The 24,306-nt window shown below is 62.8% G+C and carries 19 protein-coding genes; 5 read left to right on the top strand and 14 right to left on the bottom strand.

Going from position 1 to position 24,306, the window contains the following annotated elements; translation table 11 throughout:
- The first annotated feature begins 6 nt into the window (after positions 1 to 6).
- Entirely contained in the window at positions 7 to 858 is an 852-nt protein-coding gene (locus LCQ44_RS03990; protein ID WP_263634064.1) for an IS3 family transposase, read from the top strand.
- Between the two features lie 184 nt (positions 859 to 1,042).
- Positions 1,043 to 2,545: a hypothetical protein gene (locus LCQ44_RS03985; RefSeq protein WP_225094119.1), complete on the top strand. Its 1,503-nt coding sequence runs from the start codon at positions 1,043 to 1,045 to the stop codon at positions 2,543 to 2,545.
- 73 nt (positions 2,546 to 2,618) lie between these two features.
- Here LCQ44_RS03985 and LCQ44_RS03980 read toward each other — a convergent pair whose 3' ends face one another.
- From LCQ44_RS03980 to clpB, 3 genes are all read right to left on the bottom strand, one after another.
- Positions 2,619 to 3,971, bottom strand: coding sequence for an ATP-binding protein (locus LCQ44_RS03980; protein ID WP_225094118.1), 1,353 nt, complete (start codon positions 3,969 to 3,971; stop codon positions 2,619 to 2,621).
- A 321-nt stretch (positions 3,972 to 4,292) separates the two neighbouring features.
- Complete coding sequence (locus tag LCQ44_RS03975) at positions 4,293 to 4,487, bottom strand: hypothetical protein (RefSeq protein WP_225094117.1); 195 nt, start codon at positions 4,485 to 4,487, stop codon at positions 4,293 to 4,295.
- 132 nt (positions 4,488 to 4,619) lie between these two features.
- On the bottom strand, positions 4,620 to 7,247 hold the full coding sequence (gene clpB / locus LCQ44_RS03970; RefSeq protein WP_225094116.1) for an ATP-dependent chaperone ClpB: 2,628 nt from the start codon (positions 7,245 to 7,247) through the stop codon (positions 4,620 to 4,622).
- 498 nt (positions 7,248 to 7,745) lie between these two features.
- On the opposite strand from clpB, the gene istA (LCQ44_RS03965) reads away from it, so the two are divergent.
- Entirely contained in the window at positions 7,746 to 8,960 is a 1,215-nt protein-coding gene (gene istA, locus LCQ44_RS03965) for an IS21 family transposase (RefSeq protein ID WP_225093490.1), read from the top strand.
- On the opposite strand, the gene istB is transcribed toward istA (LCQ44_RS03965), so the two are convergent.
- Positions 8,950 to 9,732: an IS21-like element helper ATPase IstB gene (istB, locus tag LCQ44_RS03960; RefSeq protein WP_225093491.1), complete on the bottom strand. Its 783-nt coding sequence runs from the start codon at positions 9,730 to 9,732 to the stop codon at positions 8,950 to 8,952. The two genes, istA (LCQ44_RS03965) and istB, sit on opposite strands and share 11 nt — an antisense overlap.
- Entirely contained in the window at positions 9,732 to 10,964 is a 1,233-nt protein-coding gene (istA, locus tag LCQ44_RS03955) for an IS21 family transposase (protein WP_225093492.1), read from the bottom strand. Before istA (LCQ44_RS03955) ends, istB begins: the two co-directional genes overlap by 1 nt.
- A gap of 355 nt (positions 10,965 to 11,319) precedes the next feature.
- Here istA (LCQ44_RS03955) and LCQ44_RS03950 point away from each other — a divergent pair, with 355 nt between their 5' ends.
- The gene (locus tag LCQ44_RS03950) at positions 11,320 to 12,147 is read left to right on the top strand and encodes an ATP-binding protein (protein ID WP_117746924.1); all 828 of its coding nucleotides are present in this window, start codon (positions 11,320 to 11,322) and stop codon (positions 12,145 to 12,147) included.
- A gap of 192 nt (positions 12,148 to 12,339) precedes the next feature.
- Here the strand turns inward: LCQ44_RS03950 and LCQ44_RS03945 are convergent, their stop codons facing one another.
- Entirely contained in the window at positions 12,340 to 13,011 is a 672-nt protein-coding gene (locus tag LCQ44_RS03945) for a hypothetical protein (RefSeq protein ID WP_138375309.1), read from the bottom strand.
- A 234-nt stretch (positions 13,012 to 13,245) separates the two neighbouring features.
- On the opposite strand from LCQ44_RS03945, the gene LCQ44_RS03940 reads away from it, so the two are divergent.
- A complete protein-coding gene (locus LCQ44_RS03940) occupies positions 13,246 to 13,914 on the top strand; it encodes a hypothetical protein (RefSeq protein WP_195544654.1) in 669 nt (222 codons plus the stop codon).
- 375 nt (positions 13,915 to 14,289) lie between these two features.
- Here the strand turns inward: LCQ44_RS03940 and LCQ44_RS03935 are convergent, their stop codons facing one another.
- From LCQ44_RS03935 to dnaK, 8 genes are all read right to left on the bottom strand, one after another.
- The gene (locus LCQ44_RS03935) at positions 14,290 to 14,484 is read right to left on the bottom strand and encodes a hypothetical protein (protein WP_225094115.1); all 195 of its coding nucleotides are present in this window, start codon (positions 14,482 to 14,484) and stop codon (positions 14,290 to 14,292) included.
- A 288-nt stretch (positions 14,485 to 14,772) separates the two neighbouring features.
- On the bottom strand, positions 14,773 to 16,035 hold the full coding sequence (locus tag LCQ44_RS03930; protein WP_225093555.1) for an IS30 family transposase: 1,263 nt from the start codon (positions 16,033 to 16,035) through the stop codon (positions 14,773 to 14,775).
- Between the two features lie 68 nt (positions 16,036 to 16,103).
- Entirely contained in the window at positions 16,104 to 16,613 is a 510-nt protein-coding gene (locus LCQ44_RS03925; RefSeq protein ID WP_225094114.1) for a hypothetical protein, read from the bottom strand.
- 249 nt (positions 16,614 to 16,862) lie between these two features.
- Entirely contained in the window at positions 16,863 to 19,163 is a 2,301-nt protein-coding gene (locus tag LCQ44_RS03920; RefSeq protein ID WP_225094113.1) for a hydratase, read from the bottom strand.
- A 471-nt stretch (positions 19,164 to 19,634) separates the two neighbouring features.
- A complete protein-coding gene (locus LCQ44_RS03915; RefSeq protein WP_006235210.1) occupies positions 19,635 to 20,051 on the bottom strand; it encodes a heat shock protein transcriptional repressor HspR in 417 nt (138 codons plus the stop codon).
- A 72-nt stretch (positions 20,052 to 20,123) separates the two neighbouring features.
- On the bottom strand, positions 20,124 to 21,089 hold the full coding sequence (locus LCQ44_RS03910; protein ID WP_225094112.1) for a DnaJ C-terminal domain-containing protein: 966 nt from the start codon (positions 21,087 to 21,089) through the stop codon (positions 20,124 to 20,126).
- A 107-nt stretch (positions 21,090 to 21,196) separates the two neighbouring features.
- A complete protein-coding gene (locus tag LCQ44_RS03905) occupies positions 21,197 to 22,039 on the bottom strand; it encodes a nucleotide exchange factor GrpE (RefSeq protein WP_225094111.1) in 843 nt (280 codons plus the stop codon).
- A 2-nt stretch (positions 22,040 to 22,041) separates the two neighbouring features.
- A complete protein-coding gene (dnaK, locus tag LCQ44_RS03900) occupies positions 22,042 to 23,934 on the bottom strand; it encodes a molecular chaperone DnaK (RefSeq protein ID WP_006235214.1) in 1,893 nt (630 codons plus the stop codon).
- Between the last annotated feature and the right edge of the window lie 372 nt (positions 23,935 to 24,306).

Below are 24,306 nucleotides of genomic sequence, written 5' to 3'. Positions count from 1 at the left end.
GAGGCCGTGAGGGTCCTGCGCGAAGAGGGGCACGGGCTGGGGCGCCTGCTGGAGTGCGCCGGCATGGCCCGGTCCAGCTACTACTACGCGCTGTCGCACCCGAAGGCTCCCACCAGGCCCGAGCTCTGGGAGGCCGCCGCCGAGATATTCTCGCGCACGGCCAACGGGTGCGGCCACAGGCAGATCGCCATGTGCCTGCGCGCCGAGCGGGGCGCGCGCATAGCCTACAAGACCGTGCTGAAGATGATGCGCGAGATGGGCATCAGCTGCGGGATTCGCCGCGAGACCGACTACCACAGGTACAACTCGTACAGGGGCAAGGTCGGAAAGACCTTCGAGAACGTCATCGGGCGCGACTTCGCCGCCGACGGGCCGTGGGAGAAGATGGGCACCGACGTCACCGAGTTCAAGCAGCCCTGGGGCAAGGCCTACTTCGCGCCGGTCTACGACTTCGGCAGCAAGGAGATCGTCGCCTGGTCCACGTCGCTGCACCCCAACATGGCTCAGCAGCACGAGCTGCTCGACCAGCTCGTGTCCAGGAAGCCCAAGGGCTCCAGGCCGATCCTGCACTCGGACATGGGCTGGCAGTACCAGCAGGCCGGTTGGTGCAGGCGGTTGGAGGAGGCCGGCGTGGTGCAGAGCATGTCCCGGAAGGGCAACTGCATCGACAACGGCGCGACGGAGCAGGTGTTCGGCCACATCAAGGACGAGTTCTTCCGCGGAAGGACGTGGCCGGACTTCGAGTCCTTCAAGGCGGACCTCGACGACTTCGTGGTCCATTGGAACACGAGGAGGCGCCAGGTTAAACTGAAGGGACTGACCCCGGAGGAGTTCCGGAGACAGTCCCTTGCGGCGTAGTTCTTATTTAAGCCGTCCAAGTTTTGGGGCGCAGTTCATCGTTCGCGTTCCGGGGGCCTTTTGCTGCCGCGAGGATGCGGCCGAACGATGCGCTCGAGTTAAATCGGATCTTATATTTCGCACGCGCTTTATATGGCTCCATTTTTGGGTACAGTGTTGTCCCGATATTGAGCTTGGGGGATATATGAAAGATGAGACGATGGGCCAAGAGGATGCGGCCCAAGATGCAGAAGCTTGCGCTGAGGCCTTGGAGAGCTTAGACCGGATTTCACTCGATGAGATTGCGTTTGACGATTCGGGCGTTGATGTGCAGGATGAGTCGGAAGCCGAGGCGCAGTCCGATGATCAGGATGCAAAAGACGATGGCGCCGCGCCCACCGAAGGCGGGGCGGGGCACGAGAAATCCGAATGCGAGGCCGGCAATCAGCCCGAATCCGACACGGGCGAGGAAACCGTCTTGCTCGACAGCTTGCCGGCCGAGGATTCGCTGACCCGCGAGCTTCCTGGCCTGGGTTCCGCACCAGCCGTGGACGAGACCATCGCCATGGGCGATATTCCCCTGCCGTCCGTTCCCTCGGCACGCGAGGCCGAGGTTCGCCATCGCAAGATGTCGCCCAAGCGCCGCAATCTGATGGTCGCCGGTGTCGTAGCCGTCGCGCTCGTCGCCGGCGGTGCAGGCTATGCTGCCTGGAACGGATATCAGCAAGAGCAGGCTGCCGCTGCCGCCGCCAATGCCCACACGATGATGTCAGTGCAGATTGGCGTGCATGCCGCGGGCCTCGACTGTTCCACCGGCTCCAAGATTCCCGTACAGGTGAGCGGTCAGGACGCTGATGGCTCCTCCGTGAGCGAAACACTCTATGTTGACGAGCACGGCCGCGGCATCAAACTGCTGCCCGGCGATTACACGCTCTCCATCGCCGCCTCCCCCATCGCGGCCGACGGCACCGTCTATACCGTCCCGACCACCAAGACGCAGGTCACCGTTAAGAGCGATGGACAGGATTTAAGTGCCCAGGCCGCCTTTAAGCTCAAGGTGCCTTCGGCCGACACGGTGACTGACGACCAGATCGATGCCGCCGCCAAGTATGCCGAGGAAGGCGGTGCGAGCTCCGCCGCGGCCGCCAAGATACTTCAGCAGGCGGCAACCGCGCGGCGCGACGCCGCCGTCAATGCCGTGAGCGCGCAAAAGGCACAGGCGTCCCGTGATGCTGACGCTCGCCACAAGGCAACCGACCTCTACCAGCTCGATATTCCCGTCGAGTGGTACGGCAAGGTCGCAACTTGGCAAAACGGAAGCACGCTATGCATCTATCTGGGCGACGACGCCAATACGCCGCTCGTGACGCTCGTCGCGGTGCGCGAGGGCGAGAGCTTTACGCCCGATGAAGGCGATACGGTTTTGGGTGCGGCCAATCTAGGCAACGGTTATACCGTCTACGCCAGCGGCCCCGTCTATCCGTACGTGGTGCCCCAGACCATCAACGGACGGACGCAGAACCCCGTGTCAACCTACCCCATGGACACGGCCATTGAGCTTGTCGAGCTGACGACCGGCAACCGCTATACGTATAGTCAGATCAAGAACGACCTGGTAGGTAAAGACGGCAAGGCCGATGGTGCCACTAAGCTCGAAACCGACTACCTCGCGCAGATCCTACTGCCGAGTATCAAAGCCCAGGACTAGCCGGGCGCAGCAAGGTGCTCCCCAACCGCGATGAAGGAGCCAGGAGGTCCTAACCCCACAGGTCCATAGATGATCAGGCAAGAAGCCACTTCCATGCGGGCATAGCGTGTACCACACCGTGCTCGCATGGAATATCGGTCTGTTCATCCATGGTAACGATTGCCGACTCGCCAAGATCGAACTGGGCCATCGAGGCATCAAGCGCGGCAATTTCGCGCTCGCGCGTTTTCTCACTTGCCATATCCGCACTCACCTGAATCAGGCTATAAGCCCGCATGAGAAGCGCGTCCCCAGCCACAAAGTCCACCTCATGGCTTTTGCTCTTCTCTTTGATTAGCAGGCGGCAGACCGAGCCGGTCCTCACCGCGGGAGTCCTTCTCCTTAGCGCATTGAACACTGCGGTCTCGAGCCTCTGGCCCTGGTCCAATGCCGATGCGGGAGAGAATGCTCCAAACATCGCAGGGTCGACAGCGTAGACCTTAGACGCAGACCGCATGTTATTTGCCAGTGAACGCGTAAACTCCGGCACAGAAAATAACAGGTAGGCGTCCTCATAATACTCAAGTAAATCGCTGAGCGAATTACGACTGACGGGTATCTGTCTGCTCTTGAACTCGTTGTACACTTTGTTCACTGACAGCTCTCGTCCCGAAGATGCCATACACCGCGTCAAGAACAGCGATGCCAGGCGAGGGTTCTTGACGTCGTACCGTTCAACGACGTCCATGGCGACCGTTCGCGAAGCATATTCCTGTAGCAGCTGAATCGCGTCTGCAGGCGTCTGCTCAAGTGTCGCGATGAATCCCCCTCGTTCAAGATACCCGATCAGATGATGTCGAAGCAGCGCTGCATCGCTCGGGGAAAAGGTCGCATCTGGCTCGAAAACGTTCCCCGTCTTATATCGAACGTATTCCGAAAAACTCAACGGAAAAAGCTCCCGTATAAGAGAACGACCCCTGAACTCGCTCTTAAGCTCTGAGGACAGCATCTTAGAAGAAGATCCCGTCACATAGACGGTCGCTTTCTCCGTATCGACTACACGACGCAGAAACGCACCCCATTCGGGAATTTCTTGGATCTCGTCAAAGAAAATGTAAGCGCCCTCGATTCGAGCAACAGGATACAGCGCATAGAACGTGTCGAGCACGTCCGCCAGCAGCGATGGCTCATACGGGCGCAAGCGCTCATCCTCAAAATTGAAGTAAAGCATCCGGTCAAGCTTGACGCCCCGGCACTGAAGCCGCCACATCTCCTGATACAGGCGATACGTCTTTCCACAACGGCGGGCCCCCACAATCACATTTACGATGTTGTCGCGCTTTGGCTCCTGTGGGTTTCCTAGATCAAGGTCTCGCTCAAAGACCTGCGGAACCCCCTGCTGTTCAAAGTCCTTTATTTTCTGGGCGATCAAGTCGTTGAATGCCATGATTCTCCAATCTTGCTCTCTAGCTAATCAAAATTATAGCGATTCTTGATTAATTAGAGAGCAAGATTGTGTGTAGCTTGATTAACACTTAAGCAAGTTTATCACCGTTATTGCTCCGAAGGATATCGAGTGGCTAAGAGGACAACCGAGCTCGAATGCGACTCCCCGAGCAGTCAATTTGGGACGGGGCTTTTTTGACTACCCTCCCCCTGTAGAAAAATCCCTAACGCAGTTGCGGTGAAATAGGGACTGTTTTTGCTGGTCAAACCGCAAAACAGTCCCTATTTCACCGCAACTTATTGGTGGCCTTTTGGGTGGCACTTAGCGCCACGGGTCAGCTTCGAACATTGGCTCGCGCTCGGGGCGGCGATCGCTGTAGGGATCGTAGCCGTCGTCGTCCTCGTTCTCGGCACGGATGTAGGGGTCGCGCAGCTTGGGCGCCGGTTTAGGCGCAGGCTTAGGTGCGGCGGGTGCCGCCTCAGCCACCGGTGCGTTCGTCTTGTTCTCGTCTTTCATCTGCATAGCTCCTTGCCATGTGCTCACGTTCAACACCATCGATTGTCGCAGAAAAAAGGGCGGCGGACCCAATTGGATCCGCCGCCCTTGGCGTTCGGCTCAAAAGGCAGATTTTAAGGCATGCCCCAAAATTTACTCGGCGTCGGGGACCTCGTAGGTGGCCGCCGGCGTGTTATCGCACACGACGGTAAAGCCGCCGTCCTTGTCGACATCGACCGTCACCTGGTCGCCCTCGCGCACCGTGCCGTCGATGATGGCGGCGGCGATGGCGTCCACGACCTCGCGCTGGACCAGGCGCTTGAGCGGACGGGCACCGAACACGGGGTCCAGGCCGCCCACGGCGAGCATCTGCTTGGCCGCCGGGGTGATGGCAAGCGTCATGCGCTCCTTGGCCAGGCGTGCGCGGACGTCGGCAAGCTGGATGTCGACGATCTTCTCGATCTGCGCCATGCCGAGCGGATGGAACACCACGATATCGTCGATACGGTTGAGGAACTCGGGGCGGAAGGTCTGAGCCATGGCCGCGTCAACCTGATGGCGCATCTCCTCCTCGTCCTTGCCGGAAAGCTCGGCGATAGCCTTGGAGCCCACGTTGCTCGTCATGATGATAATCGTGTTCTTGAAGGACACCTGGCGACCCTGACCGTCGGTCAGACGACCGTCGTCAAGCACCTGCAACAGCACGTTGAATACATCCGGATGAGCCTTCTCCATCTCGTCGAGCAAGATCACGGAGTACGGACGACGGCGCACGGCCTCGGTGAGCTGGCCGCCCTCGTCGTAGCCCACATATCCCGGGGGCGCGCCGATCAGACGCTGGACGCTGAACTTCTCCATGTACTCGGACATGTCGATACGCACGAGCGCGCGCTCGTCATCGAACAGGCACTCGGCAAGCGCCTTGGCGAGCTCGGTCTTGCCCACGCCGGTGGGGCCCAGGAAGAAGAAACTGCCGATGGGCTTGTCCGGATCGGAGAGGCCCGCACGGCTGCGGCGCACGGCTGCGGCGACGGCGGAGACGGCCTCGTCCTGGCCGATGACGCGCTTATGCAGCTCGCCCTCCAGGCCCTTGAGCTTGTCGAGCTCGCCCTGCATCATCTTGGAGACGGGCACACCGGTCCAAGCGCTCACGACCTCGGCAATCTCATCGGAGGTCACCTGTTCGTTGAGGCCCTCGCCGTCCTGTTGCTTTTGCGCCTCGAGCGCGGCCTCGGAATCTTGAATCTGCTGCTGCAGACCAGGAATCACGGAGTAGCGCAGCTCGGACGCACGGCCCAGGTCGCCGTTACGCGTCGCGCGCTCCTCTTCGCTCTTGGCCTCGTCGAGCTGCCCCTTGAGCTCCTGCACGTGGTCGATGGCGTTCTTCTGGTTGAGCCAGCCGGCCTTTTGCACGTTGAGCTTTTCTTGGACCTCGGCAATCTCTTGACGCAAGGCCTCCAGACGCTCCTTGGAGGCGTCATCGGTCTCTTTCATGAGCGCCTGCTCCTCGATCTGCAGCTGGGTGAGCTGACGCGTGGTGGCGTCAATCTCGACCGGCATGCTGTCGAGCTCCATGCGCAGGCGGCTTGCGGCCTCATCGACCAGGTCGATGGCCTTGTCGGGCAGGAAGCGGTCGGCAATGTAGCGATCGGAGAGGTCGGCGGCGGCCACGAGCGCGCTATCGGTGATGTGCACGCCGTGGAAGATCTCGTACTTCTCCTTGAGGCCACGCAGGATCGAGATGGTGTCCTCGACGGTAGGCTCGCTCACCATAACGGTCTGGAAACGACGGGCGAGCGCCGCGTCCTTCTCGATGTACTTGCGGTATTCGTCGAGTGTGGTCGCGCCGATCGCATGCAGGTCGCCACGGGCGAGCGCAGGCTTGAGGATGTTGCCGGCGTCCATGGAGCCCTCGGTGGCACCCGCGCCCACGATGGTGTGGAGCTCATCGATGAACAGGATGACCTTGCCCTCAGACTTTTGCACTTCCTTAAGCACAGCCTTCAAGCGGTCCTCGAACTCGCCGCGGTACTTGGCGCCGGCGACCAGCGCGCTCATGTCGAGTTCGATGAGGTCGCGGTCGCGCAGGGTGCTCGGCACGTCGCCGGCCACGATACGCTGGGCGATGCCCTCGACGATGGCCGTTTTACCGACGCCCGGCTCACCGATGAGCACGGGGTTGTTCTTGGTGCGACGGGACAGGACCTGGATAGTGCGGCGAATCTCATCGGTACGGCCGATGACCGGGTCGAGCTTGCCGGCGCGGGCCAGGTCGCAGATGTTGCGACCGTACTGCTCCAAGGCCTCAAACTGGGCTTTGTCTTCGGCAGACGTCACGCGGTCATCGCCACGCAGCTCCTCGTAGACCTGCTCGATGCGCTCCTTGGTCACGCCGGCGTCGCGCAGCACGCGGCCGGCCTCGCCCTTGTCCTCGGCAAGTGCCATGAGCAGATGCTCGGTCACCACAAAGCTGTCGCCCATCTTGGTGGCCTTCTTCTCGGCCTTCTCGATGACGCGGACGAGCTCGTTGGACAGACCCATCTGCTGGCCCTCGCCCGAAACCTTGGGCGCGTGGTCGATGGCATCTTGTGTGGAGCGTGCGAGCTGGGCTGGGTCGGCACCGATGCGCTCGATAATCACGGAGATATTGCGCTCGCCGGCACCGAGCAGGGCAGACAGCAGGTGAATCGGCTCCACCGCGCCGGCCTGCGCGTCAGCAGCCGTGCTCATGGCGGTCTGCAACGCCTCGCGCGACGTCATTGCTAGCTTATCGATTCTCATGGAATCACCTCTCTTGGGGCGGCCGCCCTACGGGGCGGCTTCACGTTGTTCGAGAAGTATTGTTGCCAGCTTTGCGCGTTCTTATACACAAATCTAAGTCTCTATATATAAGATTTTCTGAGTGATTGAAGGATAGGGTACTGAGACGCCGACCCACTGCATCCCCGACGACCAACCGTCTCGATCTGTAACATCTAGCAGCCGTTTTTGGGTCCAGATGTTACAGATCGAGATGAAATGATCGGCAGCGCCCGTTTGTCTAAATCTGTAACAACTACTCGGCAAATAAGGGTCCATCTGTTACAGATCGAGATAAACAGAAGACACCCGAATCGATAATCTAAATCTGTAACACCAAGCCTGTTAGCGCCGGGCGATTTTAGCCGCTAATAGTCAAACTATTTTGACCAATCCCGGTCACCGAATAATGGCCACCGTGCCTCCCCGCCGCCACTACGCTGGTGGTGCCAACACGCCGGCGTTAGGAGGACCATTGAGGTGAACGAGAGACACGATGACCTACAGGAGATTATAGACGCGGCGCTCCGGGAGATGGCCGCGGAGGAGGGCGACGGGTTCGACCCGCAGGCATGCAACCTCGCGGAGTTCTGCAGGAGGACGGGGCTCACCCGCTCCCGCGCGAGGACGGTCAGGGCACACGGGTTCAGGGCCCTGCCCCACGGGAACAGCGGGAGGAGGGCCGCGCCGGGCGTGCTCGCCGGCCACACCGGCCTGGTGGACGACCTCCTGCGGAAGGGCGTCACCAACTCGCAGGTGATATTCGAGCGGCTGCTCGGCCAGGGCTACGCCGGCGGCCTCACCACGGTGAAGACCTATATCGCCGCGCACCGGGACCTCGTGCCCGCGAAGAGGCGGCAGGCGGCCCCGCAGGGCTGCCGCGGCCAGCGCTTCAGGACGGCGCCCGGAGAGGCCTACCAGATGGACTGGGGCTTCGTCGCGGTCGAGCGCCCTGGCGGGGAGCGGGCGCGGATCGCCTGCTTCGCCATGGTCTGCCACCATTGCGGGGGCGCCCACGTCGAGTTCTTCCCGAACGCGCGCCAGGAGAACCTCCTCATCGGGATGCTGCACGCGTTCTCGGCGCTGGGCGTGCCCGCGACCGTGCTCACCGACAACATGAAGAGCGTGGTCGTCCGCCGCGATGCCGACGGCCGGCCCGTCTGGCAGGCCGACTACGCCGAGTTCATGGGCGTCGTCGGCTTCCGCACCAGGTTGTGCAGGCCGCGCCACCCCTATACGAAGGGCAAGGTGGAGAGGCTCGTCCGCTTCGTGAAGGGGAACTTCCTCGCGGGAAGGTCCTTTACCGACCTTGACGCCCTCAACCGGGAGGCCGCCCTCTGGTGCGCCGAGCAGGGAGGCCGCTGGCGGCGCGCGGCGGCATGCGTCCCGATGCGCGAGCACGAGGCGGCGTGCTCGGCGAACACCAGGCCGCTCGAGGTCACGGCCGAGGTCGAGCGGTACCTGTGCCCGCGCCGGAAGATCTCCTTCGACGGCTTCGTGAGCTTCGAGGGGCACCGCTACGGCGTGCCCTACTGGTACGTCCGCCGCGAGTGCAGGGTGAACCGGGAGGGGCGCGTGGTGCATGTTAGCGTCAATCTATTTTTCACCAGTTTCACTAATCAAACGCGCCGTTCGCGCAAAGGCGGCTTCACCGCTTGCGCTAACGTATTTTCACCGATTCCGGTCACGCCTTGACGGGTCCGTCCCTCGGCAGGTCCTTCAGCCTGTAGGACCTGCCGGCTATCTTGACCAGGTGGCAGTGGTGGCAGTGGTGGCACACCCTGTCCGCGATCGCGCTCGCCGCCACGTCGTCCCCGAACACCCTGCCCCAGCCGCCGATCCCCACGTCGGCGGTGATGATCGTCGAGCGCTGCTCGTAGCGCGTCGATATCAGCTGGAACAGCAGGTCCGCGCCCGCGCTGCCGACGTCGAGGTAGCCGAGCTCGTCGATGATCAGCAGCCTCGAGTGGGCGTAGTACTTGAGCCTCTTCTTGAGGATGCCGCGCGACGAGGCGTCCTCCAGGTCCTCGACGAGCCGGGCGCAGTCCACGAACCTGACCTCGCGCCCCGCCCTGACCGCCTCGATGCCCAGCGCGACGGCGAGGTGCGTCTTGCCCACGCCGGGGCTCCCCACGAACAGGACGTTCTCGGCCCGCTCGACGAACCTCAGGGTCGCGAGCTCCTCGATCTCTGCGCGCGGGACCGACGGCTGGAAGTCCCAGTCGAAGTCCGCCAGCCCCTTGACGTAGGGGAACCCCGACGAACGTATGCGCTGGTTGGTGATCCTGACCTCCCGGGCGGCGACCTCGACGCGCGTCATCTCCTCGAGGGCGGAGGCGAAGCCCCGCTCGCCCGCGGCGACCATCCTCACGTAGTCGGGCAGGGACGCCGCCATCTCGTGCAGCCCGAGCGCGGAGAGGTTCGCCTGCGCCCTGATCGAGGGGCTGCCCTCCGCGACGGCGCCCATCACGCCCCTCCGAGCGAGTCGAGCAGCGCGAGGTTGGCGCGCGCGGCCTCGGCGATGTCCGCGTCGGCCAGGCCCCGCTTCCCCTCGAGGGCCTGCCCATAGTGGTCGGGGTCGTAGTTGATGGGCCTCGACGGCCCGGACGCGGCGTCGTGGACGGCGACCTCCTCGCCGGCCATCCTCACAACGACCTGGCCGCCGGGCATCGCTATGACGCTCACGCGCCGGCCGATGCAGCGCCTGGGCACGGACCACTCCCTGCCGGCGGCCCTGACGAGCATGGTCGGCGGGACGGTCTGGACGCTCACGTCGCCCACCATCGACTCGAGGAGCCGGAGGTTCCCGATGGGCCGCAGGCTCTCCTTCTCCCGCATGAACAGCGCGTCGGGCGGCAGGCCGGTGGTGCGGTTCGGCTCCGAGTTGGCCTGGGCCTCGACCCGGGCCACCGCCTCGGCGAGGCCGCTCCACCCGGTGAACTCGCCGCCGTAGGCGAGCAGGCGGTTCAGGAAGCGGTTGGCCGACTCGTCCTTGCCCTTGGTCTGCGGCGAGCGCGGCGCGCAGAGCCTGAGCTCGAAGCCGGCCTCCCGCGCGAACCGCCACGCCCTCTCCTGCCTGGTCCTCCTGCGGCCCGAGACGGTCACCAGGCACGACATGTTGTCCGTGATGCACTCCTCCGGGACGCCGCCGAGGCGGGTGAAGGTGGCGAGCAGGCAGGACAGCAGGTCGTCGAGCGTGCGGCTCCTGACCGGTATGAAGCGGTGCTTCCGGGAGTAGCCGAGCGTCGCGGTGAACACGCTGAACTCGAAGACCTCGCCCTCCGAGTCGACGAGCCTCATGCCCTCCTTCCAGTCGAACTGCAGCTGCCTGCCCGGGGGCGTCTCGAACCGCGGGTGCGGCTCGCGGCCGCCCGCGCCCCCGAAGGGCACGTCGCGGGCCCGGCACCACGCGGTGAAGGCGCCGTACCCGGGCAGCCCCTCCCCGCGGCCCTCGCGCAGGAACGCGTAGACTGCCATCTTGGTCATCCCGGGCAGCTGGGCCTTCGCGCGGATCACCTCCTCGAGCGGGTCGAAGGCGCTGCCCCTCGCGGACCTCCCGTCGGCGGCGGACTCGCCCTCCCGCCGGTACTTGGCGACCGTGTGCCGGTCCATGCCGTGCCTCCTCGCGATCTCGCTGAAGTTCGGCTTCGCGCCGGACCCCCTGTAGACGTTCAGCTCTCCCATTACGTTTCGCTCCATATCCCGCTCCTCCCGGGTCGGATACCCGATCGGAGCATAGTTCCGTTAGCGCAGTTGGTGAAAGTACGTTAGCGGGGTCGGCGAAAGCGCGTTAGCGCATTCGGCGAGATGCGTTTGCGAAAGTGGTCAATTTTAGATTAGCGCTAACAGTGCACATATACAGCGACGACCTCTCCCGCGAGCTCGTCGCCCACGCCGTCGGCACCGGCGCCGACAGCTGGTGCGAGGGGCAGTGGGAGACATCGCCGGCGCAGCCCGAGGAGCTGCCGACCCAGCCGGTGGGGACCGTGGTCGAGCAAATCGCCCCGCCCAGGACGAAACCCGGTTTCGAGAGGTTCGACTTCGGGAGGGCCGAATGATGGCGGGCGCGGGGGCGAGCCCCTACGAGCTCGCGAGCGACGCCGCGTCGAGGCTCGGGATCGCCGTCGGGGCGGAGGAGCTCGCGACCCTCGCCTCGGACCTCGACCTCGGCGACGGGGAGATGGCCGCCGTGGCAGCCACCTTCTCCTACCTTGCGGAGAAGAGGAGGCTCGCCTCCATCGAGACGCTGCTGAGGCTGAGCAGGCTGCCCAGGCGCGAGCCCAAGACCTTCGAGGGCTTCGACTTCTCCAGGATCCAGGGCCGGGACGCGGCCGCGCTGGGCAAGCTCCCGTCGCTGGCCGACCTCTACGCGCACCGCAACGTCGCCTTCGTCGGGCCCGGCGGCATAGGGAAGACGCACCTCGCGCAGGCCTACGGGCGCGAGTGCTGCATGCGGGGGCTCAAGACCTACTACATAAAGGCGACCGAGCTCAGGGACAGGTTCCAGAAGGCCGTCCAGCGGGGAAACACCTCGCGGGTCGTCTCCTCGCTCGTCAAGCCGTCGTGCCTCATCGTTGACGAGGTGGGGAGATGCGTCTACGACAGGCCGTGCACCGACCTGTTCTTCGATGTCGTCGACAGGCGCTACGAGAAGGAGGGGCCGAACGCGATGGTCCTCACGAGCAACATCGCCCCGAGCGGGTGGGATGAGTTCTTCACGGGCGACGACACGCTCCTCTGCGCCCTCGGCAGGCTGTTCGACAAGGCGTCGGTGTTCGTGATGCGGGGCCCGAGCTACCGCGGCAGGGAGCTTGACACCTACTCGGTGGAGGCCGTCCCCCAGGCGGTGAAGGTGAGGGGGATCCAGCCCGAGGGGATGTAGGAATGCGATAGGAAAGTCATAGATGCGGGCGTGTTGGCTAAAATGGGTCGGCCGGGATTGGTCAATCTCGGCCGACTATATTTGGCTAAATTATTCCGGCGCTAACAAGCCCACTTTTAACGGCCCAGATGTTACAGATCGAGACAGACTGAAAACCACCGCAAAGGGGCACCTTTGTGGTGGTCGCGTTCTCTACTCTTTTGACGAGCCCGTGCTTCCCGATTCGGCGTTCCAGGGCATCTCATCCTCGAATAGCCATGTACGAGCAGACCCACTATCGCGTGCAGCCTGCAGGTCGGGCAAGCAGGTCTGTTCATAGGCATCCTGAATGCACTGACCCATAAACTCGTTGAGCTCGGTCTGGTCGCCCTCCATGACATAGGCCACATCGCCGTCCATGATGTAGATGCCCGGACCCTCATTGCCCTCGTAACCCGGATCGTACGAGACATCACATAGCTTTGCGCCGTTCGCGGTATCCAGCTCGATGGAAGAGTGGCATCCGCCAACCATGTCGTTCGCTTTTGCCCGATAGGACGCATATCCGTACCAACGCTTAAAGGTTTTGCCTTTGAGCAGCTCGGTTGCTTTGCTGATTAGGCTCGCGTCCATGGTGTAGCGCATGGCCCCAAGCTGAATGCGCGGATAATTGCTAATGCCCAGCGCTGCCGGTTTCTCATCAAAATCAACAGTAATGGTCTCGGGTTTTTCGTCGCCGGTCAGAAGTTCGACTGATTGAGTCACAGGCTTAACCACCGGCTCCGTCACCGCAGCAGGCAGAAATGCCATACCGACAACGCCCACACCAACCACGGCGATCGCAAGCGCCAGAGCAATCAATCCAATACGGGCAGAGCGACTCACAGCAAAACACCTCGCAATGCAGATCTGCGTCATTTGCCCTAATGATACCGTCAGCTAACACTATCACCAAAAGAAGCCGCTCGCTCCCCACCACCACAAAGGAGACAGGCACCTTTGTGGTGGGTTTCGACGCTAACGGTCGACCATCTCACGCCATGAGATTAAACTTAATTTGTTATCTGAATTTATCTATTTCTATCTATCCTCAACAGCTTTTTGTTTCGGGGAGATCATATGAAGCCGTCTCATTCCACCGGTCGCAACGTCATCGCCATTCTCGCCGTACCCATCGTGATGCTCTTCCTTATCGTCATCACGCCCTTTTCTCTCGGTATCGCCTCGCCCTTCGATTTGTGCGGGATGGTCGACGCCGGCTCGCGTGCCACCTCGCTCTCCTTTATCTGCCGCGGCGTGTTTTACGAAGATAGAATTCCCACCGGATTTTGGCAGTCAAAGTTGCCACTGCTCGGTCAGATCGACGGATGCTCCCCCCATTTCTGCCTTGAACCTCAGGCGCTAAACTATCTGATCGACGACCAGCCACTCGACTCCATCACCCTCGCCTACGACTACGCACCAAACACCGATGAGCGCCACATGAACCAAGTCCTCGACAAGATGCTTGGACAGTGCGGGCTCACCGAGGAGGACGGTCGAACCATCTATAGCAACCAGAAATTAAAGCGAACAGAACTCCGCCGTGTCGGAAAAATCGAAGGGCGAAGTGGGGCCGCCTACTGGCAGGCCTGGGCAACACGCGACAAGAGCGAATTCGGACACAGCACCTATATGGTCACCGTCTACACCAAAGACGGAATTAAGGACAATGTTGACGATTTCGCGTCGTCCAAACTCGGCATCCCCAAAACAACCAAACCCGCCACCCCAGATGAAATCCTGTAGAGACATTCATTAAAATGCTGCCCAGCGATCACAATAACATCGAGCCCGCCCCCCACCACCACAAAGGGGACAGGCACCTTTGTGGTGATTTTCGACTCCGGCGCTCATCTGTCTCGATCTGTAACATCTAGCGGCCGTTTTTGACCCCAGATGTTACAGATTGAGATGAAATGCTCAGCGGCGCCCGTTTATCTAAATCTGTAACAACTACTCGGCAAATAAGGGTCCACCTGTTACAGATCGAGATAAACAGAAGACACCCGAATCGATAATCTAAATCTGCAACACCAAGCCCACTTTTAACGGCCCAGATGTTACAGATCGAGACAGACTGAAAACCACCGCAAAGGGGCACCTTTGTGGTGGTCGCGTTCTCTACTCTTTTGCCGAGCCCGTGCTTCCCGATTCGGCGGTCCAGGGCATCTCATCCTCGAATAGCCATGTACGAGCAGATCCACCATCGCGTGCAGTCTGCGGGTCGGGCAGGCAGGTCTGGTCGTACGCGTCCATCACGCAACGATCCAAAAAATCGATCACCTGCTGCTGGTCGCCTTCAAGAATGTAGGTCACGCCGCCATCTTGGATATAGACGCCGTCCCCACCTCCGGCTTTTGCGTATTCCGGATTGTAGTTGGTTGATTTTCAATCTCAACGCAACAGCCTGAACGGGCCCCGCGTTTCCGCAGCTAGCGCAACGCGGAAATAGCCCCCGGCACCTGCTCGTCGCCTCGTTTCCGCAGGTGGAGAGGCTGTGGAGGCCGGTGCCCCCATGCCGCCGCCGCATGCTCCGCCAGCCCGCCGCGCAGCCGTTCCGGACTCAGCGCAACGGGCCCTCCGGCCCATGTCCCGGCCCGCCGCCTATCCCGCCAGCGGCCCCTCGCCCCTCGCGGCCCTGGCCCTGTCGATGCAGCCGGGCGTGAGGTCGAGCTCGCCGGGCGCCAGCTCCTCTATCCCGAACGCGTCCATGAGGGCGGAGGCGTCCTCCCCGAGGGCCGCCCGCAGCACGCGCGCCGGCGTCAGGAACCCGAGCGCCCCCCTCGGCTCGGAGTTCACCTGCGACATGAGCAGCGCGCAGTCCGCCGCCGTCAGCCGGTCGAACCTGGCCCCTGCGCCCTTGGGCAGCAGCTTCCTGATCTCCACGTGGTTCTTCTCGCACGCGCCCTTCTGCTGGCTCTGCCGGGGGTCGCAGTAGAAGAGCCTGGTCTCGCCGTCCCGCTCGCCGAACAGCGCCGCGATGGCGCCCTCGTCGGCGAACTCGCTCCCGTTGTCGGTGAGCACGGCGCCGAAGGCGCGCCTCGCGCCGTCCTCGCCGAGGACCCCGCGCAGGGAGGAGAGCGCCGCCAGGACCGAGGCGCACGTGCCGTCCGGCAGCGGCAGGGCCAGCTGGAAGCGGCTCGGGCGGTGCAGGAGCGTGAGGAGCCTGGCGGAGTCGCCCCTGGGGCCCTCGACGGTGTCCATCTCCCAGGCCGCGGCGCAGGCGTCCTCGCCGAGCGCGAGGAACGACGCGTGCGACCTGCGCGCCGAGTGGGACGTCGCCCTCTTCGGGGCCCGGCGCGACCTCGGCCTGTAGCCGACCTTGCGCCTGAGCTCCATGTTCGTCATGCCGTCGTAGCCGGCGTCCACCCACCTGTAGACGGTGGAGGCGCTGAGCCCGGGGGTCGTCGCCGCTATCTGCTGCGGGGAGAGCCCGCGCGCGAGCCCGTCCCTGATGGCCGCTAGCTTGGCGGCGGCGCCCTCCTCGGTCTCGTCGATCCCGGACCTGCTCGCCGAGAGCTCGGCGTCGGCCGCCTCCTGCGCCCTCCTGGCGCTGTAGAACACCCTGGGCCTCCTCGAGCAGCCGTAGCCCCTCCTGTGCGAGCAGCCGTTGCAGCACCTCGGCCACGCGGAGAGCCTGGGGCAGGCCCCCGACAGGTCCGCGGGCGCGGGCTCGCCGTAGCGCGAGCGCGGCGCGGTGACGTAGCGGTGCGCCGCCACCTCCCTGGTCACGGTCGACGGCGACCTGCCGAGCTCCGCGGCGATCTCGCGGGCGCTGCGGTTGCGGTCGAGCATCCTCTCGACCGTGTTCCTCTCGTGCCTCGTGAGCCTCCCGTACGACCTTCCGGACGGCTTGGGTCTGGACATGCCGGCCTCCCTCCATCGCGGGCCGGGGGATTCCGGCCCCTCTGGGGTTGCCTACCCGGATTCGCGCCTCAGGACTCAGCGCAACGCGTTGCGCTGAGTCCTGAGGCTGTTGCAATGAAAATGAGAATCAAGGCCGGATTGTAGTTAACGGTGCGCATCAGTTTGCCATCAGATGAATACAACTTCAGCGTTGTATAGTAGCCACCGTTCACAGAACCACGTCGGCGCTCATAGGCATCCCAACCGTCCCAGCGTTTGAACGAACGCCCGTTTAGCAAGTCCAGCGCCTGTCGGGACAACTTCTCGTCCTTGGTATAGCGAGACGAGCCAAGTTCAATCATGGGGTAGTTGCTTATGCTTAGAATGCCCGGCGTTTCCTCGATATCGAGCGTTATCTCATCGGGCTTTGTAACGTCCGAAATCATTTGCCCGGGCATCGATGCAACAAGGAACGCCATCTCAACCGTCTGCTCAACCCCACTCGGCCCATAGAAGATAAGCGAGCCAAATAGGACCACGCCCGCAGCAGCGACGACGCAAGCCACCAACAGCAACAAAACAGAAGTGCAACGCTTCATCTTCAACTCCACAAACGAGAGTGTTTTGAGCTCACTTTAAAGCGCCAACTTCATACTGTCAATTCTAGATAGCATATGAACAAAGGCGCACTCCCCCATAGAGGAGAGTTGCAACCTCGATTTTAGCGCCCTCAAGACCCAACGAGCAGCACTTAACAAGTAGCCCCGGTTATACCTTTCTCTGACGCGACCCTCGCGAAGCGCGTGAGCGGCAGGGAAAGGTATAACCGGGGCGGACAAGTATGTGCGTTACTCGGCAGCGGCCTTGAACTTGTTGTAGTTGATCAGGCAGCCGGCCTTGACGATGGCACGCTCCTCTGCCGTCATATCGGCAATGTAGAGCTCAATCTGCTCGACCGCACCATCGGCGCGAACCACGTAAGCGGCGATGTCCTTCAGGTCGCCGTCGAGCGCGGCGCGGATACCCGGCACAAAGACGTAGTCGCCCACCTCAAAGCTGGGCTCGGCCTCCATCTGGAAGGGCACCATGCCCCAGTTCATCACGTTGGAGCGATAGCGCTTGGTAGCGTACTCGTGGACGATGTTGGCCAGGCCGCCAATTACGCGCTGGCAGCTCGCGGCCTGCTCGCGGGCAGAACCATCACCGGGCTTCTTGGCATAGAGCATGGAGCCGTACTCGGTCGTTTTGGCATCGGCAGCGACACCCGCGCCGGCCAGTGCCTCAAAAACACCGGCAAGCTCGGCATCGAGCGCCGCCAGGTCGCCCGCGGCCTCGCCGGCCACGCGGCGCTTCTCAACGGCGTCGACTTCCTTGGAGCGGCCCACGTAGGCCGGGTCACGGCGGCTGAGCGTAAACTCGGCCAGGCCCAGCGGGTTGGAGCGGAAGGAGCTCGTCTCACCCGAGGGAATGAGCTCGTCGGTCGTGGTGACCGGGTCCATGATCTTGGAGCACACCTTGAGCAGGATGTCGTCGCCGAGGGGCTCCATCGCGGGCCACGGCTTGATGTTGGGGCCCTCGACCAGCTCGTCGGCCGGCTCAGCCTTGCCAAAGCCCCAGTACACGCGCTTCTTGTACGGCGCGTCGTCAAAGGCGTACTCGCAGCCCTCGTCCCAAGTCTCCTCGGGCAGGTCGGTCGCCGGCGTCAGGACGCCGCCGTTGGCAGCCGTCGCCGCAATGGAGCGAGCGTCCATCAGGGCCACGGCGCTCAGCTGGCCATTACCCGGCTTGGAACCCTCGCGGTTGGGGAAGTTACGCGTGGTGTGGCGGATGGACAGACCGTTGTTGGCAGGCGTGTCGCCGGCGCCGAAGCACGGGCCGCAGAACGCCGTGCGCACAATCGCGCCAGCCTCCATAAGGTCGTAGATATAGCCGCGGCGTGTAAGCTCGAGTGCCACGGGCTGGCTCGTGGGATAGACCGACAGCGAGAACTCGCCGCAGCCGGTGTTGGCGCCCTTGAGCACGCGGGCAGCCTGGACCACGGAGTCGTAGTTGCCGCCCGAGCAGCCGGCGATAACGCCCTGCTGCACGTGCAGCTTGCCGTCGACGATCTTGTCGAGCAGGCTAAAGTGCGTCTTACCCTCGCCGATCTTGGCAGCCTCGAGCTCCACCTCGTGCAGGATGTCCTCGAGGTTCTCGTTAAGCTCGTCAATCTCAAAGCCGTTGGAAGGATGGAACGGCAGCGCAATCATGGGCTTGATGCTCGACAGGTCGACCTCGACGCAGCCGTCATAGTAGGCAACATCGGCGGGCTTGAGCTCGCGGTAGTCGTCGCCGCGGCCGTGCATGGTCAAGAATGCGTGCGTGTCCTCGTCGGTAGCCCAGATACTCGACAGGCAGGTGGTCTCGGTGGTCATGACGTCGACGCCGTTGCGGTAATCGGTCGTCATGTTCGCAATGCCCGGGCCCACGAACTCCATGACCTTGTTCTTAACGTAACCCTTGGCAAAGACGGCACGGATGATGGCGAGCGCCACGTCGTGCGGGCCGACGCCGGGGCGCGGGGCGCCCGTGAGGTAGATGGCAACGACGCCGGGATAGGCGACATCGTAGGTGTCGCGCAGCAGTTGCTTTGCCAGCTCGCCACCGCCCTCGCCCACGGCCATGGTACCCAGGGCGCCGTAGCGGGTGTGCGAGTCGGAACCCAAGATCATCTTGCCGCAGCCGGCGAAGTTCTCACGCATAAAGGAATGGATGACCGCGATGTGCGGCGGGACAAAGATGCCGCCGTACTTTTTGGCAGCCGAGAGGCCAAAGACGTGGTCGTCCTCGTTGATGGTGCCACCCACGGCACACAGCGAGTTATGGCAGTTGGTAAGCACGTAGGGCAGCGGGAACTGCTCCATGCCCGAGGCACGCGCCGTCTGGATAATGCCGACAAAGGTGATGTCGTGGCTCGCCATGGCGTCGAAGCGAATCTTGAGCGCTTCGGGGTCGCCGGACGTGTTGTGTGCCTGAAGAATCGAATACGCGATGGTGCCGCGCTTGGCATCCTCGGGCATCTGCGTAATACCGCGCTCGGCAGCCTCGGCCGCAGGCACAACCTCGCTGCCGCCGCGCAGGTAGATGCCGTCCTCGTACAGCTTGACCATACTGTCTCCCACTCTGCCCAAGAGATTTGGGCGCATAGCATACATTCGTTCAATATCGTGCCATAGAACGGTTGCGAGTGGGTTACGAATCTGCGCGTTCACTTTATCTCAGTAAAGCAAAGGACGAGCCCGGTGCAGGACCGGCGGATTTGGTGCAAGTGTGTCCCTTTCAACTAGTCATTTAAGAACGTCCCCAATGACTACCCATCCGGAGCAAGTCGACGCCGCAGGCAGAGAACGGACAGCGAGCGGGCCGTATTTCCAAAGTGAGGAACGTTCCCAAGTGCCGCATCCGGGCCATGGCAACGCCGATATTTTGGCGCGGACAGCGAAAGCCCGTCAGAGCGAGCAAGGTGCCTTGAAACAAGGCGGCATTGATCTTTTGATCATGCCGTCGAAGTTGAAAGGCAGATTGCCGCTCTGGCGGGCTTGCAGCGTCGACTGGTTACGCGGGTTGGTAAACCCGCGTAACTACAGATCTCCGCCGGCGCCCAGCAGCTTGCGCATGACCTGTTCGGGGTTGACCGAGCCGTCGCGCGGGGCCAGGGCGGTAATCTTCTTCTGCATCTTGTATTCGTGCAGCTCGTCCTCGAGCTGGCGCACACGGGCGCGGAGCTTTTCGTTCTCGCGCTCGCGCTCCTCGGCACGCTCCTTCATATCGAGAATGCGCACCACGCCGGCAAGGTTGATGCCCTCGTCGGTCAGCTGGTTGATGAGCTCTAGGCGCTCGATATCGGCACGCGAATACAGACGCGTGTTGCCGCCCGAGCGCTGGGGGTTCACCAGGCCCTTGGACTCGTAGACGCGCAGAGTCTGCGGGTGCATGCCGGTCAACTCGGCCGCCACGCTGATCATGTACAGCGGTTTATTCCTATTGTCCTCGGCCATGCTACCTGACCCCTTTCCGTCTCGTTATCGTCCATCATAAGCCCGCGGGCGCGGGCGTGCGCCACGACCGCCCTAGTACGTTGCCTTGTAACGGTTGACCTTCTCGCGGTAGTCGCGCGTGTCGGCCTCGCGCAGCTTGGTCATGGCATCGCGCTCGTCATCGGACAGGTTCGTGGGGACCTGCACCTTGATCTCGACGAGCAGCGCGCCTGTACGGCCACGGTGTTTAACATCGGGCGCCCCCATTTCCTTAAAGCGGAACTTCTTGCCCGTCTGGGTACCCGCGGGCACCTTCAGACGAACCGTCGCACCGCCGGGCGTCGGCACGTCCACCGTGCAGCCGAGCGCCGCCTCATAGACCGAGACCGGTACCTCCATGGTCACGTCGGCACCTTTACGCTTAAACAGCGGATGCTCCTCCACGTGCGTGGTCACGACCAGGTCGCCGCGCTCGCCGCCGGCAACGCCATACTCGCCGCGACGTTTGTAGCGCAGCTTGCCGCCGTCGACCGCGCCCGCGGGGACCGAGACCGTAATGGTCTGCTGCTCGCCCGTCGAGGGAATGCGGTAAGTGACCTTGTGCGTCACGCCGCGAAACGCGTCCTCGGCCGTCACATCGACGGTCAGCGACAAGTCGCCGCCCTTGCGCGAACGGCTGCGACCCGCGCCGGCACCGGCAGTGCCTGCAGCCCCGGCAAAGCCCGAGCCCCAATCGCTGCCCCAGGCGCCGTTGCCGCTAAAGATGCTGTCGAAGATATCGCCCCAGCCGCTGGCGCCCGCGCCGGCACCATAGCCGCCGCCATACGCGCCGCCCGCGCCCGGCATGCCGCCAAACATGAGCATCTGGTCGTACTCTTTGCGCTTCTTCTCGTCCGAAAGCGTCTCGTAGGCCTCGCTGATCTCCTTGAACTTGGCCTCGTCGCCGCCGGCATCGGGGTGATATTTTTGCGCGAGCTTGCGAAACGCGCTCTTGATCTCTTTGTCGGAGGCGCTCTTGGATACGCCCAGGATGTCATAGAAGGTTTTGCCTGCAGCCATCGTAGCTCCTCTCCTGTTTCATCCGCCGCCCAGCGGGCGGCGGCTCATGCTTTCATATGGCACTAGGCCAGAAAGGGCCCCGGGTGTTGCCCCGGGGCCCTTCTCAATTACTCCTCGGTGCTCTCGGCCGTATCGGCCGCAGCATCCTCGGGCGCCGCTTCGGGCTCCGGTGCGGGGCGCTTCTCGCCACCGTAGGTCACCGTCACCATCGCGGAACGCAGGATGCGATCCGCCATGCGGTAGCCCTTCTGGTACACGTCGTTGACGGTCTCGTCGTACTGCGATGCGTCCTCGACGCGACCCACGGCCTGATGCTCGAGCGGATCGAACGCCTCGCCCTTGGGGTCGATGGGCTCAACGCCCTCGTGCGCAAACACATCGAGCAGCTTGGCATGCACCGCGTCGACACCGTCGACGAACTGCTTAAAGTCGTCGGCAAGCTCCTGGCTGCGGGCATGGTCGATCGCACGCTCGATATCGTCGACCACCGGCAGCAGCGCGGTGACGAGCTTCTCGGTCGCGCGCTCGCGCTCGGCGATACGCTCATTGGCGGTGCGGCGACGGAAGTTCTCCCAGTCGGCCTGCAGACGGGCGGTACGCTCGGTGGCGTCCTTTGCCTTGTCCTCGGCGGCCTTCTGAGCCTCCGCCGCAGCATCGAGCTCGTTGCGCACGTCGGCAAGCTCTTTCTGAGCCTGCTCGAACTTGAGCTTAAAGTCGTTGTCGGCGGCTTCCTCACCGGCGCGGATAGCGGCTTCCACCATCTCGTCCTCGGTCATCGTCGCCTCCTTGTTGGAATCCTCTACTTGGTTCTCGGCAGCCTCGGCGGCCGGGGCCTCGTTGGCCTCGGTAACGTCTGCGGCCTCTACGGGAATCTTCACGTCCTTCTCCTCAGAGTCAACGGGGGCGGCACCAACGGCGGCCGCCTCCGTGCGAGCTTTACGGCCGGACATGATTACTTGTCCTCGTCGTCCACAACCTCGTAGTCGGCGTCGACGACGTCATCGTCGGCAGGCTGGGCGCCGGCGGCACCGTCGGTCTGCTGCTGAGCGTCGGCGTAGACAACCTGGGCCAGCTCGTAGGCCACGGACTGCAGGGACTCGCCGGCGGCCTTGATGGCCTCGACGTCAGAGCCCTCGAGCGCCTTCTTGGCGTCGGCGATAGCGGCCTCGGCCTTGGACTTCACGTCGGCGGAAACCTTGTCGCCCAGCTCGTTGAGGGTCTGCTCGGTGGAGTAGCACAGGCTGTCGGTCTGGTTGCGGACCTCGACCTCTTCCTTCTGCTTCTTGTCCTCCTCGGCATGAGCCTCGGCGTCCTTGACCATACGATCGACTTCGTCGTCGGACAGAGCGGTGGAGCCGGAAATGGTGATCTGCTGCTCCTTGCCGGTGCCCTTGTCCTTAGCGGAGACCTTGACGATGCCGTTGGCGTCGATGTCGAAAGTGACCTCGATCTGCGGCACGCCGCGGCGGGCAGCCGGGATGCCGGTCAGCTGGAACTTACCGAGCGACTTGTTGTCGCGGGCAAGCTCGCGCTCGCCCTGGAGCACGTTGATCTCGACGCTGGTCTGGTTGTCGGCAGCGGTGGAGTAGACCTCGGTCTTGGAGGTCGGGATCGTGGTGTTGCGGTCGATCATCTTGGTCATGATGCCGCCCATGGTCTCGACGCCCAGCGACAGCGGGGTAACGTCGAGCAGCAGGATGCCCTCGACGTCGCCGGTGAGCACGCCGCCCTGGACGGCAGCACCGTCGGCAACGACCTCGTCGGGGTTCACGGACATGTTGGGCTGCTTGCCGGTCATGGTCTTGACGAGCTCCTGGACAGCGGGCATACGGGTGGAGCCGCCGACGAGGATGACCTCGGTCAAATCGGAGAGCTTGAGCTTAGCGTCGCGCAGGGCGTTGGTGACAGGCTGCTTGCAGCGCTCGAGCAGGTCGCGGGTGATCTTCTCGAACTCGGCGCGGGTCAGCGTGTAGTTGAGGTGCAGCGGGCCGGACTGGTTCATGGTAATGAACGGCAGGTTGATGGTGGTCTGCTGGGCGGCGGAGAGCTCCTTCTTGGCGTTCTCGGCGGCCTCCTTCAGACGCTGCAGGGCCATGGGGTCCTGACGCAGGTCGACACCGTTCTCCTGCTGGAACTTATCGGCCATCCAGTCGATGACGCGCTGATCCCAGTCATCGCCGCCCAGGTGGTTGTCGCCCGAGGTGGACAGAACCTCAAACACGCCGTCGGCGAGGTCGAGGATGGAGACGTCGAAGGTGCCGCCGCCCAGGTCGAAGACCAGGATGCGCTGGTCGGTGCCCTGCTTGTCCAGGCCATAGGCAAGAGCAGCAGCGGTCGGCTCGTTGACGATACGCTTGACGTTGAGGCCGGCGATCTTACCGGCGTCCTTGGTGGCCTGACGCTGGGCGTCGTTGAAGTAGGCCGGGACGGTGATGACGGCGTCGGTAACGGTCTCGCCCAGATACTTCTCGGCGTCGGCCTTCATCTTGGCGAGCGTCATGGCGCTCACCTGCTCGGCGGTGTAATCCTTGCCCTCGATGTCGACGACGGCACGGCCACCCTGGCCCTCCTTGACCTCGTACGGCACGGTCTTGATCTCGGAGGTGCACTCGGAGTACTTGCGGCCCATGAAGCGCTTGATGGAGAACACGGTGTTCTTGGGGTTGGTGACAGCCTGGTTCTTAGCGGCCTTACCCACGACGCGGTCGCCGTCGGCACGGAAGCCCACGACGGACGGGGTGGTGCGGTCGCCCTCGGCGTTCACGATAATGGTCGGAGAACCGCCCTCGAGGACGGCCATTGCGGAGTTAGTAGTACCAAGGTCGATACCAAGAATCTTGCCCATTAGAAATTCCCTCTCTCTTGTGCGTTTGCACCGACTCGGCGGTCTGCCGAGCGGTGTTTCGGCTTGTCTTTCAGGATGTAGTGTATCCCCTTATGGGCCGGAATATACAAAATCTAAGTCAATTCATATAAGATTTCTTATTGCCGAGAGTTTAGGTTCTTAAATGCGCAGGTAGATGCGCTGTTTGAGTTCTAGGCAAATCTATCGAGATCTATGTAGAGATGGCTGAGGCTTGGGTCCGAGGATGCCTGGGGCTGCCTTGCGGAAAGCTCGTCCCGTTTTGAGAGCTGATACCGGGTCGCAGTTTCCGCTAGCGGGCCCAACCGGAAACTGCGACCCGGTTTTCGGCCAAATAACGGGATGCCCTTTCCG

The organism is Collinsella aerofaciens, from assembly GCF_020181355.1.
Lineage (GTDB): Bacteria > Actinomycetota > Coriobacteriia > Coriobacteriales > Coriobacteriaceae > Collinsella.
This window is presented reverse-complemented; position numbering and strand designations above follow the sequence as displayed.

Coding starts and splice junctions, on each gene's coding strand:
- LCQ44_RS03985 (WP_225094119.1), top strand. CDS start 1,043: ATGAAAGATGAGACGATGGGCCAAGAGGATGCGGCCCAAGATGCAGAA.
- LCQ44_RS03980 (WP_225094118.1), bottom strand. CDS start 3,971: ATGGCATTCAACGACTTGATCGCCCAGAAAATAAAGGACTTTGAACAG.
- LCQ44_RS03975 (WP_225094117.1), bottom strand. CDS start 4,487: ATGAAAGACGAGAACAAGACGAACGCACCGGTGGCTGAGGCGGCACCC.
- clpB (WP_225094116.1), bottom strand. CDS start 7,247: ATGAGAATCGATAAGCTAGCAATGACGTCGCGCGAGGCGTTGCAGACC.
- istB (WP_225093491.1), bottom strand. CDS start 9,732: ATGGGCGCCGTCGCGGAGGGCAGCCCCTCGATCAGGGCGCAGGCGAAC.
- istA (WP_225093492.1), bottom strand. CDS start 10,964: ATGGAGCGAAACGTAATGGGAGAGCTGAACGTCTACAGGGGGTCCGGC.
- LCQ44_RS03950 (WP_117746924.1), top strand. CDS start 11,320: ATGATGGCGGGCGCGGGGGCGAGCCCCTACGAGCTCGCGAGCGACGCC.
- LCQ44_RS03940 (WP_195544654.1), top strand. CDS start 13,246: ATGAAGCCGTCTCATTCCACCGGTCGCAACGTCATCGCCATTCTCGCC.
- LCQ44_RS03930 (WP_225093555.1), bottom strand. CDS start 16,035: ATGTCCAGACCCAAGCCGTCCGGAAGGTCGTACGGGAGGCTCACGAGG.
- LCQ44_RS03925 (WP_225094114.1), bottom strand. CDS start 16,613: ATGAAGCGTTGCACTTCTGTTTTGTTGCTGTTGGTGGCTTGCGTCGTC.
- LCQ44_RS03920 (WP_225094113.1), bottom strand. CDS start 19,163: ATGGTCAAGCTGTACGAGGACGGCATCTACCTGCGCGGCGGCAGCGAG.
- LCQ44_RS03915 (WP_006235210.1), bottom strand. CDS start 20,051: ATGGCCGAGGACAATAGGAATAAACCGCTGTACATGATCAGCGTGGCG.
- LCQ44_RS03910 (WP_225094112.1), bottom strand. CDS start 21,089: ATGGCTGCAGGCAAAACCTTCTATGACATCCTGGGCGTATCCAAGAGC.
- LCQ44_RS03905 (WP_225094111.1), bottom strand. CDS start 22,039: ATGTCCGGCCGTAAAGCTCGCACGGAGGCGGCCGCCGTTGGTGCCGCC.
- dnaK (WP_006235214.1), bottom strand. CDS start 23,934: ATGGGCAAGATTCTTGGTATCGACCTTGGTACTACTAACTCCGCAATG.